Genomic DNA, 17,867 nt, shown 5'->3' with positions numbered 1-17,867 from the left:
CCGCCGTGCCGCTCAGCCGGCGTGGACCAGCCCCGACTGGTAGGCGAACACGACGAGTTGGGCCCGGTCGCGGGCGTTGACCTTGGTCATGGCCCGGGATATGTGGGTGCGGGCGGTGGCCACGCTGATCACCAGGCGGTCCGCGATGTCGTCATTGGTCAGCCCCTGCGCGGCCAGGGCCGTGATCTCGCGTTCGCGGTCGGTCAGTTTGTCGAGCAGCGCGGTCTGTGCCGGGGTCCGCCGGGGTGTGGCGACGAACTCGGCTATCAGGCGGCGGGTGACGCTCGGGGAGAGCAGGGCCTCGCCGGCGGCGACAACACGGACCGCGTTGCGCAGGTCGTCGGGGTCGACGTCCTTGAGGAGGAAGCCGCTGGCGCCCACGCGCAGCGCGGCGAAGACGTACTCGTCGATCTCGAACGTCGTCAGCATCACCACCCGTACGGTTCCCAGCGCGGGGTGGGCGCAGATCTCGCGGGTGGCCTCGATGCCGTCGAGGCCGGGCATCCGCACGTCCATCAGCACGACGTCCGGGCGGGTGCGCACCGCCAGTTCGACGGCGGCCCGACCGTCCGCCGCCTCCCCTACGACCTCGATGTCCGGGGTGTTCTCCAGCAGCGCCCGGAAGCCCGCGCGGACCAGCGCCTGGTCGTCGGCCAACGCCAACCGCACCGTCATCGAACACCTCCGAGGTCGAGCCGGGCGGACACCGTGAAGCCGCCGCCGGGGGCCGGTCCGGCGTCGAAAGCGCCGCCGACCGCACGGACGCGTTCCCGCATGCCGATCATGCCGTGGCCGGGCTGTGCACCAGGTACCGCGGTCCCGTTGTCGGTCACCTCCACGTGCAGGCAGTCCGCGTGGTGGGTGATGCGCACGGTGGCCGTTGTCGCGTGCGCATGCCGGATGACGTTGGTCAGCGCTTCCTGCACGACCCGGTACGCCGTCAGCTCGACACCGGCCGGCAGGTCCGGCGCGGTCCCGGTCGTCACGAGGTCGACGCGTATCCCCGCGCCCCGGGCGAGGTCCATGAGCTGGGCGAGCTGGGCGAGTCGGGGCTGCGGATTCAGCGAGTCGGCGGTGTTGATGTCGCGGAGGACGCGCAGGGTGCTGCGCAGTTCGGCCATGGCGTCCTTGGCGGCGCCGCGGATCGTGCGCAGCGCCGATTCGGCCTGTGCGGGCCGTGCGGGCAGCGCGTCCAGGCCCGCCGCGGCCTGCACGGTGATCAGCGTGATGGTGTGGGCGAGTACGTCGTGCAGCTCACGGGCGATGGTCAGCCGCTCGTCGACCAGGCGCCGCTCCGATTCCCGGGTGACGTGCCGGAGTTGCTCGTCGGCCGCGAACCGCAGGGCCCTCCGCGCCTCGGCCAGCGCGAGCATCGCCGCCAGACAGGTCACGATGCCGGCGTTGGTGCTGAAGTCGATCCCGTTCGGTGGCAGCGGCGGCAGCATCGAGATGGCCGGCACCCCCAGCGAGGCCACGGCGCCGACGACCAGGGAGCGGCGGCTGTCGCCTTCGGCGACGAGCGTGTAGCACGCCGGGTAGAACGCCGCGGCCAGCGCGAGGCCGGGGTATCCGAGCACGTGGTAGACCAGGCACACCGCCAAGATCGCGACGACGACGGCCAGCGGGGCCCGCCGGCGCAGCGCCGCCACCACCACGGTGAGCACGGCCAGTGCGACGGCCAGGGCGAGCGGCGGCATCGGACGTACCGCGTACCGGTATTCGCTGATCACGCCGACGACACCGACCACCGCCGTGGCGCCGAGCACCGCGGCTTCGGCGAGATGCCGCTTCATCCGTCCTCCCACTGCCCTCACAGCACTGTCACGGTGGCCATCATGGCCATGTCCTCGTGCTCGAGGTTGTGGCAGTGCAGCACATAGCGTCCCCGGTAGTCAGTGAACCGTACGATCACTTCGGCGACTTCGGCCGGTCTGAGGTCCAGGGTGTCCTTCCAGCCGGCGTCGGCCGGGCCGCGTCCGTGTCCGTTGCGCGACAGCACCTGGAACGGCACCAGGTGCAGATGCACGGGGTGGTGGAAGTCGGTGACGAACCGCCAGATCTCGCAGTCGCCCAGCCGGGGCGTGGCGATGGGGCGCCTGGGGTCGAACAACTGGCCGTTGATTCCCCAGTACTTCGGCCCCTTCTGGAACCTGAAGTCCCGGATCGTCGTGGCCTCGCCGCGGTGCAGCCGCTGTACGTCGCTGAGCCGGTCGGGCACATAGGTGTCGTCCGGCACCTGCTCACCGACCTGGAACCGCATGACCGATGCGGTGCCGCCGGAACCGAACTCGTTGGTCAGGGTGAGGACCCGGCCGGCGTGCCGGCTGAAGTCGACGATCACGTCGAATCGTTCCGCCGGTGCCACGTCGAGCGTGTTGTGGGTGACGGGGTGGTTGAGCAGACCGCCGTCCGATCCTATTTGGACGAAGGGCAGGCCGCCGAGGCGGAAGCGGTAGCGTCGCGCGTTGGAGGCGTTGAGCAGGCGGAGCCGGTACCGGCACGCCCGGACGTCGGCGACCGGCCAGGGTGCGCCGTTGACGAGGATCACGTCACCGAGGGCGCCGTCCATCGCTGCGGAGTAGCGGAACGAGCCGTCCTGGTCGAACGACCGGTCGACGACCATCAGCGGGATGTCGCGGTCGCCGGAGGGCAGCGGCAGGGCGTCCTCCTCGTCGTCGTGAACGAGGTGGAATCCGGCGAGGCCGTTCCAGACGTCCATGCCGGTCGCGCCCATGCGGTGGTCGTGGTACCAGAGCGTGGCGGCGCGCTGGTTCATCGGATAGCGGTAGTCACGGTGCCCGACCATGGTGACCGCCGCCGGGTCGTCGACCATCGGGGGCATGTCGGCCATGCCGGGCATGTCTGTCATGTTGTGCCGGCTCGGCCGGTAGTTCTCGGGGAAGACCAGATCCGTGGGAAATCCGTCGCTGGCCGACGGCACGTGGCCGCCGTGCAGATGGTTGACGGTGGGCACCGGCAGTCGGTTGATGCGCCGGACGACCGTGGGCCGGCCGGACCGGGAGACGACGGTCGGCCCGGGAAAGGTGCCGCTCGGCGCCCAGATCCGCGTCCACGTGTTCGGCACGATCTCCTGGTGGGCGACCTGGTCGGTGATCTCGTAGTAGTCCGCGCCCGGATGATCGGGGTGGCTGCCCGGCGTGAGGGTGGGCGGGACGGGGAGGCCGGTCCGGAACGGTGCCGGCAGCGGCAGTCGGCTGGGAATCAGCGTCCCCGGTTCCACGGTGCCCTTGAGTGTCGGGATGCCGAATCCCATTGCCGCCGCGCCGCCGAGGTAGCCCAGCAGCCGCCGTCGGGTGTACGCGGCGCTCACCTGCGCCACGCCCGGACCGCGAGGACCGTGGTCAGCGCGACGATGGCCACGCCCAGGGGGATGTGGACGCCGAGCTCCCGGTTGAACCCCATGGAGATCTGCACGAAGATCATGGCGGTCAGCACGACGGCGAGCACCGGCATGTGGCCCGAGACGTGCTTCGCGCGCCAGGCGATCACGGCCATGACGATGAGGACGTACGACAGCGTGGTCAGGTTGTTCGTGCCGTTGTCGCGGTGCAGCAGCAGCATGCCGACGTCACCGGACAGGAACCGGCCGGCGAGTATCGCCTGTGCGTAGGCGTCGACCGCGACCACCGTGGTCACGAGCCGCAGCCCCCACCGTATCCACGGTCGGGTCGACGACTCTGTCGTTCGGGATGTTTCGGTGAGCATGATGCAAGCGTCTCGGAAAGCCCTGCCCCGGTCGTCCGTCCAGAACATGCTTCGCCCTACCGGATCGAACGTAGTCCACCAGTGTCCGGCCTACCGCATCCACGGTAGAAACCCCGAGTTGCTTAGGGTGGCGACGTCACCGGCTGTAGTAACTGATCATTTCAGAATGAGACGGGCAAGCTGAGAAGGCGGTCAGCCCTCAAGCCGTTGAAGGATCTGGGTGAACTCGCCGTTCTCGATCAGGCCGATGAGGACCTGGGTCATGTTGCTGATGCCGGGATCGCGGACGATGAGCCCGTCCGAGCACCAGAAGTAGCGGCCGCCGAGGGCTTCCCCGCTGGCGGCCCATCGCTTCATGAGGATCTCGACCTGGGCGAGGGTGATGATGGTCGTGCTCCACCGGGAGCCGTCCTTGAGGTCGACGAAGACGTCGACGTTGTCCACGGACTCCAGGTCCTCACCGGCGTTCGGCAGGAACGCGGCCTCAAACTGCTCGGTGTGGACGCGGTACCAGGGCCCGTCCCAGTTGCCCAATGGTGTTGTGTCACTCACTGGGCGAGTGTGTCGGGCCGAATCGGCCTCCTCAACTGCTTTGTTCTGGCACGCTTCCGGCGTGAACAGTGATCTTGTGCCCGATGACCTGTGGGAGCGGATCGCCCCGCTGATTCCGCCCCGGCCACCGCGGCGGCACCGGTTTCCCGGTCGGAAGCCGATCGACGACCGCACCGCGCTGGCCGGGATCGTGTATGTCCTGCGCAAGGGCGTCTCGTGGGCGGATGGCCCTGCCGAACGGATCGGCTGCTCCGGGGTCACCTGCTGGCGGCGGCTGCGGGACTGGACCGAGGCTGGGGTATGGACCCGCCTCCATGAAGCCCTGCTCGTCGAGCTGCGACGTGCCGGGCTGCTGGACATGGACGACTGCGCGATCGACGGCTCGCACGTCAGGGCCCTCAAAGGGGGGATCACACCGGGCCTTCACCAGTCGACCGCAACCGTCCTGGCAGCAAGCACCATGTGATCGTCGATCACCACGGCACCCCACTCGCCATCTCACTGACCGGCGGCAACCGGCACGACGTCACCCAGCTCATCCCGCTACTGGAAGCGATCCCGCGCATCCGGGGCCGCCTCGGCCGTCCCCGCCACAAACCGAAGCGCCTGTACGCCGACCGCGGCTACGACTTCCGCAAGCACCTCCGACTCCTGTGGGCCCGAGGCATCGTCCCGAAGATCGCCCGACGCGGCGCCCCGCACGGCTCCGGCTTGGGCAAGACCCGATGGGTGGTAGAGAGAACCTTCGCGTGGCTGCACCAGTTCAAGCGTCTGCGCATCCGCTACGAGATACGCGCCGACCTTCACCAAGGACTCCTCCAACTCGCCTGCACCATCATCTGCTTGAGGCGGCTACGCACCGCATTCTGAAACGATCAGTAAGTCCCCATGAACAACAGCGCGTAGCGTGTCGAGGCATGACGCAGCTGCCGAACCTGCCTCAGAACGCGGCGTTGCTCGATCTGCTGCGGCAGCAGGGTGTTCCGCAGGAGCGTGGTGCCTACGCCTACGAGGGGTGGGAGTTGCATACTCACCCCGATCTGGTCGAGAGACTTGAGGACCTTGCCCCCCAGTGGCCCGTCCTGGCGACGTTCGGGGCGCCGGTGCTTTCGGGCAAGGGCATCGCCGCGGTCGTCGCCTGGGGCACGGACATGCTGCTGGTGCGTCTTCCCGAAGCGCCGGCCGAGCCCCTGAAGCCCGCAGATCCCTGCCCGCCCCTGACGGATCCGGGCCAGGACTGGTACTCGCTCTGTCCATGGCAGAGTGAGCTTCCCTCGGCGGAGTCCAAGCGCCTGTTGTCGCTGCTGATCCAGCATGCGCTCTCGTATGCGGCGGGCCTGTCGGAGGACAACAGCATCGGCTGACGGGACGCTCGGGGTACGGGCCGTACCCACCGATCGGCAGGTACGGCCCGATGAACTCCCCTTCCTCGTCCCTCAGTTGCACTCGCGTCCCGTGAAACGATCTACCACGTCAAGACCCGGAGTGAGGGCGCGCCCAAAGATGATCACGACTCAACACGCGCCCCAGGTGCGTGCGCTTCGAGGGTCGGTGCGTCGGCGGTCGGGTCGGGATGGTTACAGGCGGGTCAGTCCCTCGATCTGCCAGACGGAGCCGTTCTGCGCGTTGGAGATGGCGTGTGCCACACCCTGCGTGTCGATGGTCAGGAGGTACGAGTACAGACCGGACAGCCTGGTGACCAGGGTCTCCCGGCCGGTGGCCGGGTCGTACCGGTGCAATTCGTCGCTGACGGCGAAGTACACACGGCCGTCCGGTCCGTAGGACAGCGAGTCGGGCTCATAGGCTTCCGTGGCGACGGTGGTGACGGCGCCGCCGGCCAGGTTGATGCGCAGGATGCGCCCGGTGAACATGTCACCCGTATAGGCGGCGCCCTTGCCGTCGAGGGCGATGCTCTGGGAGTAGCCGATGTTGCTCGCCACGGTGCGGACCGGCGCGCCCTCGCGCACCTCGAAGAGCTTGCCGCTGCCTCCGGCGACGTACACCGCTCCGTCGCGGTAGGCCAGGCCCTGCGCCGAGCCCAGGCCGGAGGCCAGCCGGACGGTGGAGCCGGTGGCGAGGTCGATCTTCGTGATGTTGCCGTCGAAGTCGCCCGTGAAGACGTGGCCGGCGCCGTCGGCGGCCACGCCCCGGAGGTTGCCCAGCCCTCGGGCGACGGTGCGTGTCGCCCCCGTCGCGGTCGTGACCTCGACCACTCTTCCGTCGCTGAACGTCTGGTAGTCGTGGCCGGCGTTGTCGGTGGCGACACGCACCGCGTCGCCCTGGCCGGTCACTGCGACCTTGCACACCGCGGACGGGCAGGCAACTGACGCGGGAGTCGCGGCAGACGCGCCGGAGGCGAACGGGTTCGCGAGGGCGATGGCCGCGGCCACCAGGGTCAAGGCTGCCGCGCGGCGGAGTCGGGGGGTCGAAGCGGGTGACGTCATCGTTTTTCTCCCTTGGCTGGTGGGGAACAGGTGGCCGTCGAGGTCGGCCACCTGCCGGTGGTGAGAATCCCGTGACCGGCCGACGCCGCGGTGGGTCCGCGGGCCGGCCTTCATCAACTGAACGGACGTAGGCGGGGGTTCGGTTCACAGCACGTCGTGTCACTGCCGCGGCGTGGGGAGCCCCGGTACCGGTTCGCTCCGGCACGCGGACATGGAACGGGCGAATCGCCCCTACCGTCGGACTCGACCTCTGGATATCAACCAGCCGGTTGGTTTAGACTGGGTCCATGACATACGACTCTGCTGCCACCCGAGCCAGGTTGCTCAACGCCGCCTATGACGAGTTCGTCAAGGTGGGTCTGGCCGGTGGACGCGTGGATCGCATCGCCAGTGCCGCATCGGCCAACAAGCAAGCGATCTACGCCTACTTCGGTTCCAAGGAAGCTCTGTTCGAGGCCGTCATGGCGGACCGACTGCGTGTGCTCGCCGACGTCGCGCCGATCACGCCGGACGATCTCCCCAGTTATGCCGGCGCCCTGTTCGACGCGCTCGTCGCAGACCCCGGACTTCAGCGACTGAGCCAGTGGCGGATGCTCGAGTTCCCCGAGGCGTCCGAGCGGGAGATCGCATCGCACGTCAGCAAGGCCACCGAGATCGCCGACCGGAACGGCGTGTCCCTCCAGGTGGCCACTGACGTCATGATGATCGCGCTGGCCGCGGCGTTGGCGTGGAACACCACGGACCCCAAGATTCGCAACCCACTCGACGACGAGGTGGTGGAGCGCCTGGCTGAGCACCGGAACGCCGTCGTCACCGCCGTCGCGGCGATGACGAACGCGCTCCTCGGTACGAAGGTCACCTCAGCTCAGGGTGCGAAGGCGGTGACGGTCTGATGGCCCGCAGTTGGTTCATCACCGGTGCCACGAGCGGTCTCGGCCGTGAGATGACGGAGCAGTTCCTGGCCCGTGGCGACCGGGTCGCGGCGGTCGGGACACGGCCGCGCTGGAGGAGCTGAAGGGGAAGCACGACAGCGCCTTCTGGCCGGCCGTCCTCGACGTGACGGACGTCGACGCGGTGAGAGCCACGGTTGATCAGGCGGCTGAGGCGCTGGGGCGGCTCGATGTGGTCGTCAACAACGCCGGTTACGGCCTGTTCGGCGCAGCCGAGGAGTTCACCGACGAGCAGATTGATCACCACCTGGCGACGAACCTCGGCGGGCCCATCGCGGTCGCCCGCGCGGCGCTTCCGTATCTGCGAGGCCAGGGCGGCGGTCGGATCGTGCAGATCTCCACCTACGGCGGCCAGGCCGCCAACGCCGGTGGATCGCTGTACAGCGCGGGCAAGTTCGGGATCGAGGGCTTCGTGGAAGCGCTCGCGGCCGAGGTGGCACCGTTCAACATCGGAGTGACCATCGTCGAACCTGGCGGAACCGGTACCGGATTCCGCCGCAACGCTCTCTTCGGCACACCCATGGCGGCCTACGACGGGACCCCGGCCGCGGCGGTACGAGGCCTCTCGGGCAGCTCACGCCCGTCCCCGGACGACCCCGTCAAGGTCGCCGCACTGACGATCACGGCAGCACTCCGAGAGCCGGCACCCCTGCGAGTGGTACTGGGCAGCGACTCCTACCAGTTCGTCCACCAGGCATTGACCGACCGTGTGGCCGACGTGACCGACCAAGCCGCCACGGCCGCGGCCTCTGATCGGGACCAAGTGCCTTGGGGGTTGGCCGGTGAAGGTGAACAGGTGAACAGGTCCTCGCCATGACCGTGAGAGGCAAGTCTCTATGGCACCGGGCCACGCGGGCCAGAACGGTTCCTGGGCAGTCCGAAGCCCGCCATCTGCTTCTCCTCGTAGGACAAGAAGCCCAGGCTCCGGTAGAACGCGTGGTTGCGCTTGCCTTCCGGCGACGACGCGTGGTCTGTGGAGAGGAGGAAGAAGCGGCAGTGCGAGTAGCGTCGCATGAGGTGTTCGACCAGGGCCCTGCCGACGCCCTGCCGTTGATACGCAGGATTGACCACAACGTCCTGGACATAGCAGATGTGTTCGTCGTCGGAGACGGTCCGGGCCAGTCCGAGGAGTGTTCCTGAACCGTCTCGTGCGGTGATGACGAGGTGAGAATTCCGCAGACCGCGGCAGAGTCTGTCGACGTCGGCGGTGTAGCCCTCCCAACCGACCGAGTCGTAGAGGGTCAGCATCTCCCCAGGATCGAAAACGTCCTCTTCCGTGATGAACACGCCAAACCCCCTGCGGTGGCGCCGCTCCTCGATGCCAACTCCTCACTGCATCTGACTTCACGCTCGTCAGTCACGTCAAGATCGGCAGCAGTCGAGCCCAGCCCAAGGAGTCGCGCTCGTGAACGCCAGTCCGGGTGGCCCAAGGGGGACCGGATACAGTGCGCGAGACAGCAGCCTGGGTAGAGAGGGCAAGCGTGACCGATACCAGCAACACCCGGCCCGCCGAGGGTGAAGCGCAAGCGCCGCGGCAGAGCACGCTGCACCGCGTGATCCGCTACATCCCCCTGATCGCTCCCGTCCTGCTGTGGGCCGTGCCCTACTGGGTGCTTCTGCACGGCGGCCAGCACTGGCCGCTGCCCGTCACGCTGGTCGGCACCGCCCTGTTCGTCCTCGGCCTCATCGGTATGCCGCTCGCGATGGCGCGCGGCCACGGCCGGCGCCAGCAGGACTGGGCGGCGATCATCGGTGACACCCTGCTGGGCAGCAGCTGGATCCTGTTCACCTGGTCCGTTCTGCTCGGGATCTTCTTGCGGCTCGCCCTGACCGTGGCCGGTGTCGGCGAGAGTCAGGACCGGGCCCGAATCGTCACTTGGGCCATCCTCGGCGTATCCGCCGTACTGCTCGTCTGGGGGTATGCCGAGGCCCGCCGCGTGCCACGCGTACGCCGACTCGACGTGCAACTTCCGCGACTGGGTGCCGGGTTGGACGGTCTCCGCGTCGCCCTCATCACCGACACCCACTACGGCCCGCTCGATCGCGCTCGCTGGTCGGCACGGGTGTGCGACACGGTGAACACCCTGGAAGCCGACCTCGTCTGCCACACCGGCGACATCGCGGACGGCACAGCCGAACGCCGCCGCGCCCAGGCCGCCCCACTCGGTACCGTGCGTGCCACCCGGGCCCGTGTGTACGTCACCGGCAACCACGAGTACTACAGCGAGGCCCAGGGCTGGGTCGACCTGATGGACGAGCTGGGCTGGGAGCCGCTGCGCAACCGTCATCTGCTGCTCGAACGCGGGGGCGACACCCTCGTGGTGGCCGGTGTGGACGACGTCACCGCCGAGTCCTCCGGCCTGGCAGGCCACCGCGCCCACCTCGCCGGAGCCCTGGACGGCGCCGACCCCGACCTGCCCGTGCTGCTCCTGGCCCACCAGCCGAAGTTCGTCGACCGGGCGGCAGCCGCGGGCATCGACCTCCAACTCTCCGGCCACACCCACGGCGGCCAGATCTGGCCCTTCCACCACCTGGTCCGCATCGACCAGCCCGCCCTCGCCGGCCTCAGCCACCACGGCGCCCGCACCCTCCTCTACACCAGCCGCGGCACCGGCTTCTGGGGCCCGCCGTTCCGCGTCTTCGCCCCCAGCGAGATCACCCTGCTCGTGCTCCGCTCCCCCACCTCGCTGTAGCGCTGGGCGGGCGTTCCCTGACCCGTCAAGCACTACGCCGACAGTTCTTTGTGCCACTCCTGGGGGTGCGGTCCGACAAGGCCGCACCCCCAGGGGTATTTCCCCAACCCCCCGGTGCCGACAAGTGCGCCTGGGCGAACTCGGCATGACCCGCGCCGCCCCGGAGTGCGCGCCAGATCCCGCGGCTCGGGGACCGATGGCGCCGCGGACGGTTCCGCGAAGAGCGGCCTTCACATCCCCTCGGAGCCGCATACCGCCTCGTAGACGGCACTCGGGACCGAGCGAGCGTCCAACTCGGACTCATAATTTAGGAATTATTATTGACGTGCGCCGGTGACCCCTGCAAGATCCTGCCAAGCAACCCGTAGGCGAGCGGGCGTTGACCGGTTCCAAGAACAACCGCCGCCCCACTGGGCGGCGGTGCCTCGGACTCACGACCGGGGACGGTTCAGCACGCCTGATCGGACAACGAAGGATCCGATGTGAAACGACATCTCACCGTCCTCCTGGCCCTCCTGACCGGCCTATTGGTCGTTCAGGCGCCCGCCCACGCCGCCCCACCGGCCGGCGGCCCCGCCACCACGGCGTCGGCGCCCAAGCAACTGCTGAGCCCCACGCCCTACATGGGCTGGAACACGTACTACGCGGTGGGTGGCGACCCCACCGAGGCCGAGATCAAGTCGACGGCCGACTTCCTGGTCAGCAGCGGTCTGCGCGACACCGGCTACCAGTACGTCTGGATCGACGGCAACTGGGCGGCGCCGACCCCGCGCAACTCGGCCGGCGACCTCGTGCCCAACCCCGACCAGTTCCCGAACGGGCTGAAGCCGCTGGTCGACTACATCCACTCCAAGGGCCTCAAGGCCGGTATCTACACCGACGCCGGCCCGTACATCCCGGGCAAGTGCGGACTCGGCAGCCACGGCTACTACCAGCACGACGCGAACCAGTTCGCGGCCTGGAAGTTCGACGCCGTCAAGGTGGACTACCTCTGCGGGATCGCCGCGAACCTCGACCCGAAGACCGTCTACACCGAATTCGCGCACGCGTTGCGGAACAACTCCAGCGGGCGCCCCATGATCTTCAACCTCTGCAACCCGGTGACCTCCCCGGACTGGGGCAACTACCCGGAGGAGCAGCAGTCGACGTACTCCTGGTCCTACGCGCCGGCGATCGCGCAGTCCTGGCGGACGTACACGGACGTCGGTTTCGTCGGTGAGATCAAGTTCAAGGACGTACTGCGGAACTACGACGCGAACGCGCGGCACCCGGAGGCCGCCGGGCCGGGGCACTTCAACGACCCGGACTACCTCGGCCCCGAACTGGGGATGACGGACGAGGAGTTCCGTACCCAGATGACGCTCTGGTCGGTGGCGGCCGCGCCGCTGGTGATCGGCAGCGACATCCGTAAGCTCAGCAAGACCTCCCTCGACATCCTCTCGGACCGCGATGTCGTCGCGATCGACCAGGACCCCGCCGGCGTCCAGGCCGTCCGCGTCGGCCCCGCCGGAACCACGGAAACCTGGGTGAAGCGCCTCGCGAACGGCGACCGCGCCGTCGTGCTGCTGAACCGCGGCGACAGCCCGGCGACCCTGACCACGAAGGCGTCGTCGGTCGGCCTGTCCGGAGACCGGTTCACCCTGAAGAACGCCTGGACCAACAAGGTCACCGAGAGCGCCGGCACCATCAGTGCCGCCGTCCCGGCCCACGGCGCCGCCCTGTTCCGCGTCTCCCGGGCGACGGGCAAGCCCGCCGCTCCGCACGTCGTCGCGGGCCTCCCGCAGGTGACGAAGGTCGGTGACGACGCGGTGGCGGCCGGGACCGCCCCGGTGGCCGCCGGCGGCGACCAGGCCCAGGTCGAGGTCACCGTCCGCAACGACAGTGCACGGCCGGTCTTCGCGCCGCGCGTCGCACTCACGGTGCCCGCGGGCTGGACGGCCCGCCCGATCGGCACGGCGCCGAAGCTGCTGGAGCCCAACCGCTCCACGACGCTGGCCTTCACGATCACCCTTCCGGAGACCGCCGCAGCGGGCAACGCCACCCTGACCGCCACCACCTCCTACGAGGTGCCCGGCCAGGGACGGATGTCGCAGGAGGGGGCCACGGCACTCGTGGTGGCGCCGGCTCCGCCGCACGGCGACGCCGTCCTGTCGCACCACGACTGGATCAGCGCCACCAGCGGGTGGATGAGCCCGACGGTCGACCAGAGCGTCGGTGGGTGGACGCCGATCAGCATGCTCGGCCAGGTGTACCCGACCGGCATCGGGGTCGCCTCGCCCTCCACGATCCGCTACTACCTCGGTGACCGATGCACCCGACTGACCACGACCGTCGGCATCGACGACGCGGTGCGCAATGTCGGCCCGGAGGGCGGCACCTCGACCTTCCAGGTGATCGGTGACGGCAAGGTGCTGTTCGACAGCGGTGTGCTCGGCCGCGACGACACCCGTCAGGCCGACATCGACCTGACCGGTGTCCGGGTGCTCGACCTGGTGGTCGGCGACGGCGGCGACGGCGGCTACAACGACCGCGCCGACTGGGCCGGTCTGAACGCCACCTGCTGATCCGACTCGGCCGCACCCGGGTGACACCACACCTGGGTGCGGCCGCTCCATCAGGAGGTACCAAGAGCTGGGCCGTCGTCGTGGCGTGGCCACGGTCCGCTCAGGGCTGGGAGCGGCCGATGATGGTGTCGATCTGCGCCGCCGTCAGAGGGGCGTGCAGGAGCGCGGGAGTGTCGGGACCCCAGCCGACGAGGACCATCTCCAGGTGTCGTCGCCAGCCATCCGTGGACGCGCCTCGTTCGATGTCGAGGATCCCCGTGACGGCGAAGAGCACAACCGCTACATCCTCGGGAACGAGGTCGGCTCGGACAGAGCCGTGATGCTGGGCTTGGCGCAGCAGGGCGGCTTGTGCCGCGCGCGAGCGGTCCGTGAGCGGGGCCGATCCGGGGAAGTTCCAGATGGTGCGGATGATTCCCGGCTGGGTCGACAGCAGCTCGCCGACCTCCCAGAGGTAGTCGCGCAGAGCGTCCTCGCCGCTCGCCACGTGGCGCTCCGCGATTCCGACCGCCGCCTCCAAGAGCTGCCTGGCCAGCTCGCTGACCAGAGCTTCCTTGTTGGCGAAATGGCGATAGATCGTGCCGAGCCCGAGGCCGGAACGTTCCGCGACGGCTTCGATGCTCGTCGCCGTGCCCTCGGCGGCGAACACCTCACGCGCAGCGTCGATCACGCGGACGAAGTTCTCTTCGGCGTCGCGTCGACGTCTGCGCGTTCGCGGGGCACTCTTGTTGTCGCTCATGCCACGAGCATGCCGCATGCGAGGCCGGCAGGCCCCAAGGGCCTCGGCACGGAGGCCGGTGAGCGCACGCCGGTCGCTGCTCCGCTTCTTCGAGCGGTGCGACGTCGGGTTCGACGGTGACGTGGCCACGGTGCGCTTCTACGAAGAGGCGCTTCACGTCCACCCGACGCACTCCACGGGCAACCCGAGGTTCCTCGCGGACGTCGCCGCTCTGACCGCATGACGGGCGCCATGACCGACCAGCCGGCCGCTGCGGCGGTAAGACTCACGAGCACGGATCCGGAGGCTTGAGAGCACCGAGCAGGTTCACGAGATGACCGGAGGTCGCGGTACGGATGCCGTGTTCGGCGGCGCGGGGCTGTTGGCCTGCGCCGCCTCCGGCACCTCGACGGTCTCGATCGGAGAGGTACACCCGACCTACGGTCGTCGCGCCCGAGCGATCAGGCGACGAGCGTGCCCCCGTCGACCACCGAGACGGTTCCGGTCACATAGTCCTGGTCCATCAGCGCGAGGAACGCCTTGGCGACGTCCTCGGGCTCCCCGACCCGGCGCAGCGGGAGCGAGGAGGACAGACCGGCGTACATGCCCTCGCGGTCGGCCTCACTCATCTGGGACCACAGCGGCGAGCGCACGACACCGGGGGCGACGACGTTGACGCGCAGCGGAGCGAGCTCGACGGCGAGGCTGCGGGCGACGGAGACGACGGCGCCGGAGACGGCCGTGCCGAGGGTCCAGCCGGTGCCGCCCTTGAACGCGGCCGTTCCGCTCATGAGGGTGATGGAGCCGTTCGGGGTGAGGTGCGGGACGGCGAGGCGGACGGCGTCGAGCATGTGGAAGAAGCGCAGCGCGAAGAACTGCTGGGCGCTCTCGACGGTGTAGTCGGCCAGCGGGAATCCGGTGAGGTTCTCCGCGGCGGTGTAGGCGAAGTGGTCGAACTGGCCGACCTCGTCGAAGAAAGTGGCGACCGCCTCGCTGGAACTGGCGTCGACCGCGCGGCCGACGACACCGGCCGGGAGCTGACCCAAGGCGCGCTCGACGGACTCGGGGCGGCGCGAGGCGATGGTCACGGAGGCACCGGCTTCGGCGGCGCGGCGCGCGGTGGCCAGGCCGATCCCGCTGGTGGCACCGATGAGGACAACACGGGAGTTGGCTGAAACTGTCATGCCTCCAGGATCTGTCGGGGCTCGGGTCCCCGTCCAAAACCCTTTCCGTCGTCGGTGATGTCCGCAGGGTATGAGCCGTCCCGACGGCCGCGCCAGGTGCTCCCGCCGCAAGCCGCAAGCCCGTGGCTCATTTACACAATCTCTTCTGTTAAATACAGGACTTGATTGGTACTACTCTTCCTCAAGGCGAGACCCCACTCCATTGGGCGTCCGATCCCGAGAAGGGCATGGCACATGGGAGCATCACCGACAGCGGGGGCGTCCCCGCCGAAGGCCGCGCGAATGATCGCCCGCGGATGGGTCCAGGCGGCGATCCTCGTCACGCTCGGCGGATTCTGCGTCCTCGGTTTCCTGGCGATCCGGACCTACCAGGCCCAGCCCCCCATCCCCGACCGCACGGTCACGGCCGACGGCGGCCTGGTCTTCACCGGTGACGACGTCCGTGACGGCCAGAAGGTGTTCCTGCGCACCGGCCTGATGCAGTACGGCTCGATCTACGGCCACGGCGCCTACCTGGGACCGGACTTCACCGCCGACTACCTCAACCGCAGTGCCACGATGGTGCGCGAGTACTACGGTGGCGCCAACTCGGGTGACGCCGCGGGCCGGACGGTGAAGGACTACCGCACCAACCGCTACGACGACAGCACCAAGACCCTGGTCTGGAGCGAGGCGCAGGCCGCAGCGTTCACGAAGCTGACGGAGCACTACGCCGACACGCTCGGTCGGCCCGACGGAAAGCGGGGCCTCAGGCCGGACGCGATCACCGATCCGGGCGAAATCCACGACGTCACGGCCTACTTCGGCTGGACGGCGTGGACCGCGGCGGCCGAACGTCCCGGTCACGACTACTCGTACACCAACAACTGGCCGTCGGAGCCCCTGGTCGGCAACAGGCCGACCGGCCACACCGTGACCTGGAGCGTCCTGTCGCTGGTCTTTCTACTGGCGGGGACCGGCGCGCTGTTCGCCGCGTTCGGGCGCTGGAACTTCCTCGGCTGGCACCAACGTGACCACCGGGAACTGCGCTTCCACTCCCCCGACAGCGTCCGGCTCACCCCGGCACAGCGCAGCACCGCCTGGTTCTTCCTGGTGATGGCCGGACTGTTCCTGGCCCAGGCGCTGTTGGGAGCGGCCGCCCAGCACTACCGGGCCGACCTCGGCAGTTTCTTCGGCATCCCGCTCGACCACTGGTTGCCCTACAACCTGGCCCGCACCTGGCACACCCAGCTGGCGATCTTCTGGGTGGTCACCTCGTTCCTGGCCATCGGCATCTTCATCACCCCGCTGATCGCCCGGGGTTGGGAGCCGCGCAGGCAGGCACTGCTCAGCAGGATCCTGCTCGGCGCGCTGGTCGTCGTGGTCGTCGTGGTCGTCGGCAGCCTGCTGGGCGAACTGGCCGGTCAGCGTGGCCGGCTCGGCAACTTGTGGAGCGTGCTGGGCAACCAGGGCTGGGAGTATCTGGACCTCGGCCGGCTGTGGCAGGTCCTGCTGACCGCCGGGATGGTGCTCTGGGTCGTGATCCTCTTCCGCGGACTGCGCCGCAGACTGCGTCGGGAGAGCGTCGCGAACATGCCGTGGCTGTTCTTCCTGGCCGCGCTCGCACTGCCCGCGTTCTACGCCGTCGGCCTCCTGGCCGGCCCCGACACGCAGTTCACCGCCGCCGACTTCTGGCGCTTCATCGTGGTGCACCTGTGGGTCGAGGACTTCATGGAGCTCTTCACCACCGCGACCGTCGCCTACCTCTTCGTCCTCCTGGGCGTCGTCCGCGAACGGGTGGCACTGTCCGTGATCTTCCTCGACATCGTGCTGTACGGCGCGGGCGGTGTGATCGGCACCATGCACCACCTGTACTTCTCGGGTGAGCCCGCCGAACACCTGGCACTGGGCGCGACGTTCTCCGCCCTCGAAGTGGTGCCCCTGCTCTTCCTCACCGTCGAGGCGTGGAGCTTCCTCCAGATCGGCGCCCGTCGGCACAGCCCGTCGAGCACACCGTTCCCGCACCGCTGGGCCGTGATGTTCCTGGCCGCGGTCGGCTTCTGGAACTTCCTGGGGGCCGGCGTGTTCGGCTTCCTGGTCAACCTGCCGGCCGTCTCGTACTACGAAATGGGCACCGGTCTGACGGCCAACCACGCGCACGCCGCGATGATGGGCGTCTACGGCATGCTGGCGGTCGGCTTCGCGGTGTTCGCACTGCGCTACCTGATCCCCGAGGACAAGTGGTCCGACCGCTGGCCCCGGCTGGCCTTCTGGTCGCTCAACCTCGGTCTGGCGTGGATGTCGTTCGCAACCCTGCTGCCCAGTGGCGCACTGCAGTTGTACAAGGTGGTCGAGAGCGGTTACGCGGACGCCCGCAGCCTCGGCTATCTCCAGGGCGACACCCATGTGTTCCTGGAGTGGCTGCGCATGCCCGGAGACGTGGTGTTCCTGGTCGGCGGCGTACTGCCGCTCCTGTGGATGACCTGGCTGGGCGTGCGCCAGAGCGGCGGCCGGACCAGGCAGCCGGAGGACGCCGAACCGAGTCTGCTGTTCACCGAGGTGGGACCCGACGTATCGGAGACCGGGGCCACGCCGACCGGCCCGTCCCCCGAGCCGCCGACCACCGAGCCGCCGACCACCGAGGCAGCGGCCCCATGAGCGCGGAGACACTGCTCGCCGCCGGGTACGTGGCGGTGCTCCTGCTGGTCGTGATCGGCCTGGATGTCCATGGCCGCAGAGGCACCGGCGCCTGGGAGTCCCGCGTCTTCACCGGATACCACCGGTCGATCCAGGAGACTCCGGAGCCCGTCGGCCCCGACGACTGGCCGCACTCGGAGGTGCACCGCTTCCACCGGGCCGTCTCACTGTCCGTCTCCGTGGTCGCCGTCGTACTGGCGGGCGCGGAGACGATCCGCCACCACGCACCGGCGGAAGTCGCGCTCCTCGTGGTGGTGTCCGTCCCGCACGGGGCACTCCTCGCCCTGCTGGGCCGCAGGCTGCGCCACGCAGAGGTTAGAAACAGAAGTTCCTGTTTCTAACCCCTATGCCTGTATCATCCTC

19 protein-coding genes are annotated in these 17,867 nt (G+C 69.0%); 10 read left to right on the top strand and 9 right to left on the bottom strand.

Features of this window, described 5'->3' with window-relative positions; translation table 11 throughout:
* Positions 1 to 12: 12 nt before the first annotated feature.
* From AB0F77_RS27600 to AB0F77_RS27580, 5 genes are all read right to left on the bottom strand, one after another.
* Complete coding sequence (locus tag AB0F77_RS27600; protein ID WP_361954186.1) at positions 13 to 675, bottom strand: response regulator transcription factor; 663 nt, start codon at positions 673 to 675, stop codon at positions 13 to 15.
* Positions 672 to 1,793: a sensor histidine kinase gene (locus tag AB0F77_RS27595; protein WP_361954184.1), complete on the bottom strand. Its 1,122-nt coding sequence runs from the start codon at positions 1,791 to 1,793 to the stop codon at positions 672 to 674. The genes AB0F77_RS27600 and AB0F77_RS27595 overlap by 4 nt, the downstream gene beginning before the upstream one ends.
* A gap of 17 nt (positions 1,794 to 1,810) precedes the next feature.
* The gene (locus AB0F77_RS27590; protein ID WP_361954182.1) at positions 1,811 to 3,340 is read right to left on the bottom strand and encodes a multicopper oxidase family protein; all 1,530 of its coding nucleotides are present in this window, start codon (positions 3,338 to 3,340) and stop codon (positions 1,811 to 1,813) included.
* Positions 3,328 to 3,657 (bottom strand): hypothetical protein, encoded by a 330-nt coding sequence (locus AB0F77_RS27585; protein WP_361954180.1) that lies wholly within the window; start codon positions 3,655 to 3,657, stop codon positions 3,328 to 3,330. The genes AB0F77_RS27590 and AB0F77_RS27585 overlap by 13 nt, the downstream gene beginning before the upstream one ends.
* Before the next feature lie 261 nt (positions 3,658 to 3,918).
* Positions 3,919 to 4,278, bottom strand: a complete 360-nt coding sequence (locus tag AB0F77_RS27580; RefSeq protein ID WP_361954178.1) for a hypothetical protein — start codon at positions 4,276 to 4,278, stop codon at positions 3,919 to 3,921.
* Positions 4,279 to 4,339: 61 nt separating this feature from the next.
* On the opposite strand from AB0F77_RS27580, the gene AB0F77_RS27575 reads away from it, so the two are divergent.
* Both AB0F77_RS27575 and AB0F77_RS27570 read left to right on the top strand, forming a co-directional pair.
* A protein-coding gene (locus AB0F77_RS27575; RefSeq protein WP_361954259.1) for an IS5 family transposase occupies positions 4,340 to 5,148 on the top strand; the annotation gives its coding sequence in 2 pieces (ribosomal slippage) (positions 4,340 to 4,682 and positions 4,682 to 5,148; 810 coding nt in all).
* A gap of 47 nt (positions 5,149 to 5,195) precedes the next feature.
* Positions 5,196 to 5,642: a hypothetical protein gene (locus AB0F77_RS27570; protein ID WP_361954176.1), complete on the top strand. Its 447-nt coding sequence runs from the start codon at positions 5,196 to 5,198 to the stop codon at positions 5,640 to 5,642.
* A 213-nt stretch (positions 5,643 to 5,855) separates the two neighbouring features.
* Here the strand turns inward: AB0F77_RS27570 and AB0F77_RS27565 are convergent, their stop codons facing one another.
* Positions 5,856 to 6,722, bottom strand: a complete 867-nt coding sequence (locus tag AB0F77_RS27565) for a hypothetical protein (protein WP_361954174.1) — start codon at positions 6,720 to 6,722, stop codon at positions 5,856 to 5,858.
* Positions 6,723 to 7,009: 287 nt separating this feature from the next.
* Here AB0F77_RS27565 and AB0F77_RS27560 point away from each other — a divergent pair, with 287 nt between their 5' ends.
* Genes AB0F77_RS27560 through AB0F77_RS27550 form a run of 3 tightly spaced genes read left to right on the top strand, consistent with a single transcriptional unit; the run spans position 7,010 to position 8,489 of the window.
* Complete coding sequence (locus AB0F77_RS27560; RefSeq protein ID WP_361954172.1) at positions 7,010 to 7,615, top strand: TetR family transcriptional regulator; 606 nt, start codon at positions 7,010 to 7,012, stop codon at positions 7,613 to 7,615.
* Positions 7,615 to 7,737: a hypothetical protein gene (locus tag AB0F77_RS27555; protein ID WP_361954170.1), complete on the top strand. Its 123-nt coding sequence runs from the start codon at positions 7,615 to 7,617 to the stop codon at positions 7,735 to 7,737. The genes AB0F77_RS27560 and AB0F77_RS27555 overlap by 1 nt, the downstream gene beginning before the upstream one ends.
* Before the next feature lie 41 nt (positions 7,738 to 7,778).
* Positions 7,779 to 8,489 carry an SDR family NAD(P)-dependent oxidoreductase gene (locus AB0F77_RS27550; RefSeq protein ID WP_361954168.1) on the top strand — a complete coding sequence of 237 codons (711 nt, stop codon included), beginning with the start codon at positions 7,779 to 7,781 and terminating at the stop codon, positions 8,487 to 8,489.
* A 17-nt stretch (positions 8,490 to 8,506) separates the two neighbouring features.
* Here AB0F77_RS27550 and AB0F77_RS27545 read toward each other — a convergent pair whose 3' ends face one another.
* The gene (locus AB0F77_RS27545; protein WP_361954166.1) at positions 8,507 to 8,959 is read right to left on the bottom strand and encodes a GNAT family N-acetyltransferase; all 453 of its coding nucleotides are present in this window, start codon (positions 8,957 to 8,959) and stop codon (positions 8,507 to 8,509) included.
* Positions 8,960 to 9,153: 194 nt separating this feature from the next.
* Between AB0F77_RS27545 and AB0F77_RS27540 the strand changes: the two genes are divergently transcribed.
* Positions 9,154 to 10,365, top strand: coding sequence for a metallophosphoesterase (locus AB0F77_RS27540; protein ID WP_361954163.1), 1,212 nt, complete (start codon positions 9,154 to 9,156; stop codon positions 10,363 to 10,365).
* Positions 10,366 to 10,847: 482 nt separating this feature from the next.
* Complete coding sequence (locus AB0F77_RS27535) at positions 10,848 to 12,929, top strand: NPCBM/NEW2 domain-containing protein (RefSeq protein ID WP_361954160.1); 2,082 nt, start codon at positions 10,848 to 10,850, stop codon at positions 12,927 to 12,929.
* Between the two features lie 100 nt (positions 12,930 to 13,029).
* Here the strand turns inward: AB0F77_RS27535 and AB0F77_RS27530 are convergent, their stop codons facing one another.
* The gene (locus AB0F77_RS27530; RefSeq protein WP_361954157.1) at positions 13,030 to 13,665 is read right to left on the bottom strand and encodes a helix-turn-helix domain-containing protein; all 636 of its coding nucleotides are present in this window, start codon (positions 13,663 to 13,665) and stop codon (positions 13,030 to 13,032) included.
* A 58-nt stretch (positions 13,666 to 13,723) separates the two neighbouring features.
* Here AB0F77_RS27530 and AB0F77_RS27525 point away from each other — a divergent pair, with 58 nt between their 5' ends.
* Complete coding sequence (locus AB0F77_RS27525; protein WP_361954154.1) at positions 13,724 to 13,888, top strand: hypothetical protein; 165 nt, start codon at positions 13,724 to 13,726, stop codon at positions 13,886 to 13,888.
* Positions 13,889 to 14,105: 217 nt separating this feature from the next.
* On the opposite strand, the gene AB0F77_RS27520 is transcribed toward AB0F77_RS27525, so the two are convergent.
* Positions 14,106 to 14,828 carry an SDR family oxidoreductase gene (locus tag AB0F77_RS27520; RefSeq protein WP_361954151.1) on the bottom strand — a complete coding sequence of 241 codons (723 nt, stop codon included), beginning with the start codon at positions 14,826 to 14,828 and terminating at the stop codon, positions 14,106 to 14,108.
* A 282-nt stretch (positions 14,829 to 15,110) separates the two neighbouring features.
* Here AB0F77_RS27520 and AB0F77_RS27515 point away from each other — a divergent pair, with 282 nt between their 5' ends.
* Both AB0F77_RS27515 and AB0F77_RS27510 read left to right on the top strand, forming a co-directional pair.
* On the top strand, positions 15,111 to 17,465 hold the full coding sequence (locus AB0F77_RS27515) for a cbb3-type cytochrome c oxidase subunit I (protein WP_361954149.1): 2,355 nt from the start codon (positions 15,111 to 15,113) through the stop codon (positions 17,463 to 17,465).
* Entirely contained in the window at positions 17,462 to 17,845 is a 384-nt protein-coding gene (locus tag AB0F77_RS27510; RefSeq protein WP_361954146.1) for a hypothetical protein, read from the top strand. Before AB0F77_RS27515 ends, AB0F77_RS27510 begins: the two co-directional genes overlap by 4 nt.
* The last annotated feature ends 22 nt before the right edge of the window (positions 17,846 to 17,867 follow it).

This window comes from Streptomyces sp. NPDC026672, assembly GCF_040638185.1.
Taxonomy (GTDB): domain Bacteria; phylum Actinomycetota; class Actinomycetes; order Streptomycetales; family Streptomycetaceae; genus Streptomyces.
This window is presented reverse-complemented; position numbering and strand designations above follow the sequence as displayed.

Coding starts and splice junctions, on each gene's coding strand:
- AB0F77_RS27600 (WP_361954186.1), bottom strand. CDS start 675: ATGACGGTGCGGTTGGCGTTGGCCGACGACCAGGCGCTGGTCCGCGCG.
- AB0F77_RS27595 (WP_361954184.1), bottom strand. CDS start 1,793: ATGAAGCGGCATCTCGCCGAAGCCGCGGTGCTCGGCGCCACGGCGGTG.
- AB0F77_RS27570 (WP_361954176.1), top strand. CDS start 5,196: ATGACGCAGCTGCCGAACCTGCCTCAGAACGCGGCGTTGCTCGATCTG.
- AB0F77_RS27565 (WP_361954174.1), bottom strand. CDS start 6,722: ATGACGTCACCCGCTTCGACCCCCCGACTCCGCCGCGCGGCAGCCTTG.
- AB0F77_RS27560 (WP_361954172.1), top strand. CDS start 7,010: ATGACATACGACTCTGCTGCCACCCGAGCCAGGTTGCTCAACGCCGCC.
- AB0F77_RS27555 (WP_361954170.1), top strand. CDS start 7,615: ATGGCCCGCAGTTGGTTCATCACCGGTGCCACGAGCGGTCTCGGCCGT.
- AB0F77_RS27530 (WP_361954157.1), bottom strand. CDS start 13,665: ATGAGCGACAACAAGAGTGCCCCGCGAACGCGCAGACGTCGACGCGAC.
- AB0F77_RS27520 (WP_361954151.1), bottom strand. CDS start 14,828: ATGACAGTTTCAGCCAACTCCCGTGTTGTCCTCATCGGTGCCACCAGC.
- AB0F77_RS27515 (WP_361954149.1), top strand. CDS start 15,111: ATGATCGCCCGCGGATGGGTCCAGGCGGCGATCCTCGTCACGCTCGGC.
- AB0F77_RS27510 (WP_361954146.1), top strand. CDS start 17,462: ATGAGCGCGGAGACACTGCTCGCCGCCGGGTACGTGGCGGTGCTCCTG.